Annotated in this window: 5 protein-coding genes; 4 read left to right on the top strand and 1 reads right to left on the bottom strand. The window is 61.0% G+C overall.

Features of this window, described 5'->3' with window-relative positions; all coding sequences use genetic code 11:
• The first annotated feature begins 321 nt into the window (after positions 1-321).
• The 4 genes from AB6M95_RS19505 (at position 322) to AB6M95_RS19490 (ending at position 3243) form a co-directional block, all read left to right on the top strand.
• Positions 322-1125: a 4Fe-4S binding protein gene (locus AB6M95_RS19505; RefSeq protein ID WP_371388411.1), complete on the top strand. Its 804-nt coding sequence runs from the start codon at positions 322-324 to the stop codon at positions 1123-1125.
• An 81-nt stretch (positions 1126-1206) separates the two neighbouring features.
• Positions 1207-2019 carry a DUF169 domain-containing protein gene (locus AB6M95_RS19500; RefSeq protein ID WP_371388410.1) on the top strand — a complete coding sequence of 271 codons (813 nt, stop codon included), beginning with the start codon at positions 1207-1209 and terminating at the stop codon, positions 2017-2019.
• 79 nt (positions 2020-2098) lie between these two features.
• A complete protein-coding gene (locus tag AB6M95_RS19495) occupies positions 2099-2665 on the top strand; it encodes a type I restriction enzyme HsdR N-terminal domain-containing protein (protein WP_371388409.1) in 567 nt (188 codons plus the stop codon).
• On the top strand, positions 2632-3243 hold the full coding sequence (locus tag AB6M95_RS19490) for a hypothetical protein (protein ID WP_371388408.1): 612 nt from the start codon (positions 2632-2634) through the stop codon (positions 3241-3243). Before AB6M95_RS19495 ends, AB6M95_RS19490 begins: the two co-directional genes overlap by 34 nt.
• Positions 3244-3283: 40 nt before the next feature.
• Here the strand turns inward: AB6M95_RS19490 and AB6M95_RS19485 are convergent, their stop codons facing one another.
• Positions 3284-3499 carry a 4Fe-4S domain-containing protein gene (locus AB6M95_RS19485; protein ID WP_371388407.1) on the bottom strand — a complete coding sequence of 72 codons (216 nt, stop codon included), beginning with the start codon at positions 3497-3499 and terminating at the stop codon, positions 3284-3286.
• Positions 3500-3699 lie beyond the last annotated feature (200 nt).

The following is a 3699-nucleotide window of genomic DNA, read 5'->3' as shown; positions in this document are numbered from 1 at the left end:
CCTCCAGGCTCTCATGCCCAAAGTGTTACCCATGTTCCCGGGCTAATGTGTTACCTATGTACCCGGGCTGTACCCCCTTCTCCCCTTCCCCCGGACCCCCATCCCCTTTTCCTTCCTAAACTTTTTGGAGCCGCTTCGCGGAAGGAAAAGGGCGGGAGGGGGTGTTTTTTGTGTGATGTGTTTGACCGGGGCGGGAGGGCGGTTTAGAAAAAACGGGCAGCATGGGAATCGGCGGATGCTGCATGGGGGCGTGCGGAGGGAGCGCGGCCTGCTTGGCTTTGGAGCATTGATACGATCATTTCAAACACAGGAAGACAATTCATGGACATCCGATCTCTGAAACTCGCCTATTTTTCTCCCACTGGGACCACCGCTGCCGTGGTCGAAGCCATGGCCGAAGGGCTGGGCTACGACGTTATCGAGGACGTGGACATCACCATGCCCGAGGAGCGGCAGGAGCCGCTTGAGGCCTCGGCCGAAGACCTGCTGGTGATCGCCGTGCCCGTTTACGGCGGGCGCGTGCCCTTTCTTCTCGAGCCGTGGCTGCGCACCCTGGAACTCGACGGGACGCCCGTGGTCTGCGTGGTCGTGTACGGCAACCGCGCCTTCGAGGACGCCCTGATCGAGCTGTCCGACATCGTCACCGAGCGGGGCGGGGTGGTCCTTGGCGGCGCGGCCTTTGTCGGGGAGCATTCCTTTTCGAACGACGAATATCCGGTGGCCGTGGCCCGGCCCGACGCGGACGATCTGCGCGGGGCCGGGGACTTCGGTCGCCGGATGCGCGAGGCCGTGGACGCGCTGTCCTCCATCGACGCCGCCTCCAGGCCGGACATCCCCGGAGACCGTCCCTACAAGGAGCGCAAGCCGCGCGGGCCGGTGGACTTCATCCAGGTCGGCGACGAGTGCGTCCTGTGCGGCGTCTGCGCCGAGCAGTGTCCGGTCGGGGCCATCGACGAAGAGGACCTGAAGCACACGGACCCGGACAAATGCATCATGTGCTGCGCCTGCATCAAGGTCTGCCCCGAGCACGCCCGCAGCGCCAAGCCCGGCAGCCCGGTGGAGGGCTTCGCCAAGTGGCTGAACGAGAATTGCGCCGAGCGCAAGGAACCCGCGTACTTCTTGTAACCCGTCCACCTGAGCCTCGTGCCGGATTGAATTCGTCGGGCAGGGTGCCCGGATATCCACTGACCGGAAACAGGAGTGACCATGGACAGCTCGCTCGTTCGCAATCTCGGACCGGAATTCGAACCCGTGGCGGTCGTCTGGAGCGACGTCGTCCCGGATGACGTGTTTCAATTCAAGAAGGGGAGGTTCGGCTGTACCCTCTATCTCTTTGCCGAGGCCTCCCTGAACGGGAGGATTGCCGCCGGAAGCCGTGAGACCGTCATGTGCCCAGGAGGGCGGGCCGCTCTGGGGCTGGGCGTCGACTTCGACGCCTCCGAGGAAATGCTCGACCAGCACGCGGCACTGTTCAGCAAGGGGGTGCGTTCGGCCCGGGACGGGAAGGCCTATGAAAAGGTCATGGAAGGCGTTCCCCGCACCTGGCACGACATGTATGAATACGGAGAGCGCAGGCACAGTTCCGGCGACCTGGCCAGGGATTGGATTCTGCACGGGCTGCCCCGTTATGACATTCCGCACGAATACGTGCTGTTCAAGCCGCTGAGCCGGGTGGAGAACGAGGACAATGTCCGCGCGGTCATTTTTCCGGTCAACCCGGTTGAACTCTCCGGCCTGGTCACATTGGCCGGATCAATCATGCCCGGTGTCGATCCGGTACAGGTCCCCCAGGGGCCGGATTGCACCGGCCTGGCCGCGTTCGCCTATGCCCAGGCCGAAACCGGGAACCCCCGGGCCGTCCTGGGGATGATGGGACTTGATGGCCGGGAAATGATGCGCAAGCGATTCCGGGATGAGGTGTTGACCTTCACCGTGCCTATGCCGCTGTTTGAGCGCATGGAGGCCGAAGCGGACGACTGCGTGTTCCAACTTTCGTCGTGGGCCGAACTGGCCGGTTAGGGCTCCTCGCGGGGCCCCCCCCTGCGGCCTTGCCTCGCCTGTGAAACGACTTTATTTATGGGGAAAAGGGAGTGATTCAATGCATGAAACCAGCCTGGGCGGCACGCTCCGCGACTATCTCACCGGCGAGGAGATAGACGAGACCACCTTCGAGGAGTTCCGCCAGCTCCTGGCCCGCCTCCTGGTGGAGGAGAAGGGCTACCCCAAGGACCGGCTCAAGGCCAAGGTCCCGCTGAAGTACTGCGTGGAGGGCGGGGAGTTCGAGCGGATCATAGACTTCGTGCTCTATGACGGGCAGGGCAGGCCCGTGTTCCTGGTCATGTTCTGCGCGGGCGACGTGTCCACCTTCGAGCGCGAGACCGTGTGCGCGGCCCGGCTCATCGAAGGCGGCCCGGTTCCGTACGCCCTGGTCACCGATACCATGGACGCCACGCTGCTCGACGTGCGTACCGGCGACGAGGTGGCGCATGGCATGAGCGCCGTGCCCGACTTCGCCCGCCTCATGGAGATGGTCGACGCGGCCGAGATCAAGCCGCTGACCAAAGAGCAGCGCGAAAAGCAGACCCGCGTGTTCCACACCTACTGCGGCTTCGTCTGCGGCGACCACTGCGAATGCTCGCTGCCGCCCATGCCGGTCAAGAAGTGATGCCAAAGATAGATAAGCCGCAGGAATTTGTCATCGATCACGTCAGTCGGACGTTATCCAAGCTGTTTGCCTGGGCAGGGTTGATACTCTCTGTCCTCATGGTTATTCTGTATGTTGCGACTTCCAGCGGGATATACAACCTGGATGTCCGTTTCATGGGGCTATGCGTTGTGATTGCCGTGATTTCCCCCCTGTTCCTGTATTCCCTGTCCGCAAACAAGCCACTTCTGGAGACGAGTGAGGAGGGCATCATGGCCGGAGGATTGGTCCGATGGTATTGCCCCTGGTCAAATGTCAAAAATATAGCCGTCAGCAACGTGGAGCGCAAAATCAAAGGCGGATTGTTGATGCCGGCCCTAACCGGAACGTTCAAGGAGTTGGTCATCGAGATTCATTCCCCGGACGACGTGTATTACGACAACTGGCTGCATAAGGCGTTGCGCGATTTGGTGGTCAAAGATGGGAGTATAATTCTATCAGTGGAGCGACAAACGTCCATGTCTAAGGAGCAAGTCTGTAAAATTTTGTTCGAACGCTGGCAGCAGGCACTCGACCCGACGCGGGAAAGCCGGGCATAGGCCCGGCTTTCCGTTTTTCAAAGGGGAGAGGGGAAAGGGATCAATCCACGAAGACGATGCAACCTTCCGGGCAGGTGTTCATGATGTCGCGAACTTCTTCCTCGGTGACCTCGGACCTGCTCACATAGGGCATGTCCAGGGCTTCGTCCCACTGAAATACGTCCGGGTTGAGGTCGATGCACCCCTGGCAGGAGCGGCAGTCTCCCAACTCGATGGCCACTTCACGATGCTTGGTACAGGTATTGGTATCACTCATAATCTGATAATAGTTACTACTGATGTCAATGGCAAGTATTATCGCTATCGTCTTTCATGCTCGAAGTGATGATCGGCAAAATCGGGAGGAGCGGCACGGCGGTCCGCGCTCGCACACTCCCTGCGGAGCGGCGTAAAAAGTTTAGGAAGAGAGAGGGGATGGGGGTCCGGGGGAAGGGGAGAGGGAAAGCCGCAAGGATG

The organism is Pseudodesulfovibrio karagichevae, from assembly GCF_041414475.1.
Taxonomy (GTDB): domain Bacteria; phylum Desulfobacterota; class Desulfovibrionia; order Desulfovibrionales; family Desulfovibrionaceae; genus Pseudodesulfovibrio; species Pseudodesulfovibrio karagichevae.
The sequence above is the reverse complement of the archived record's forward strand: the minus strand, read 5'-3'. Positions and strand labels throughout refer to the sequence as shown.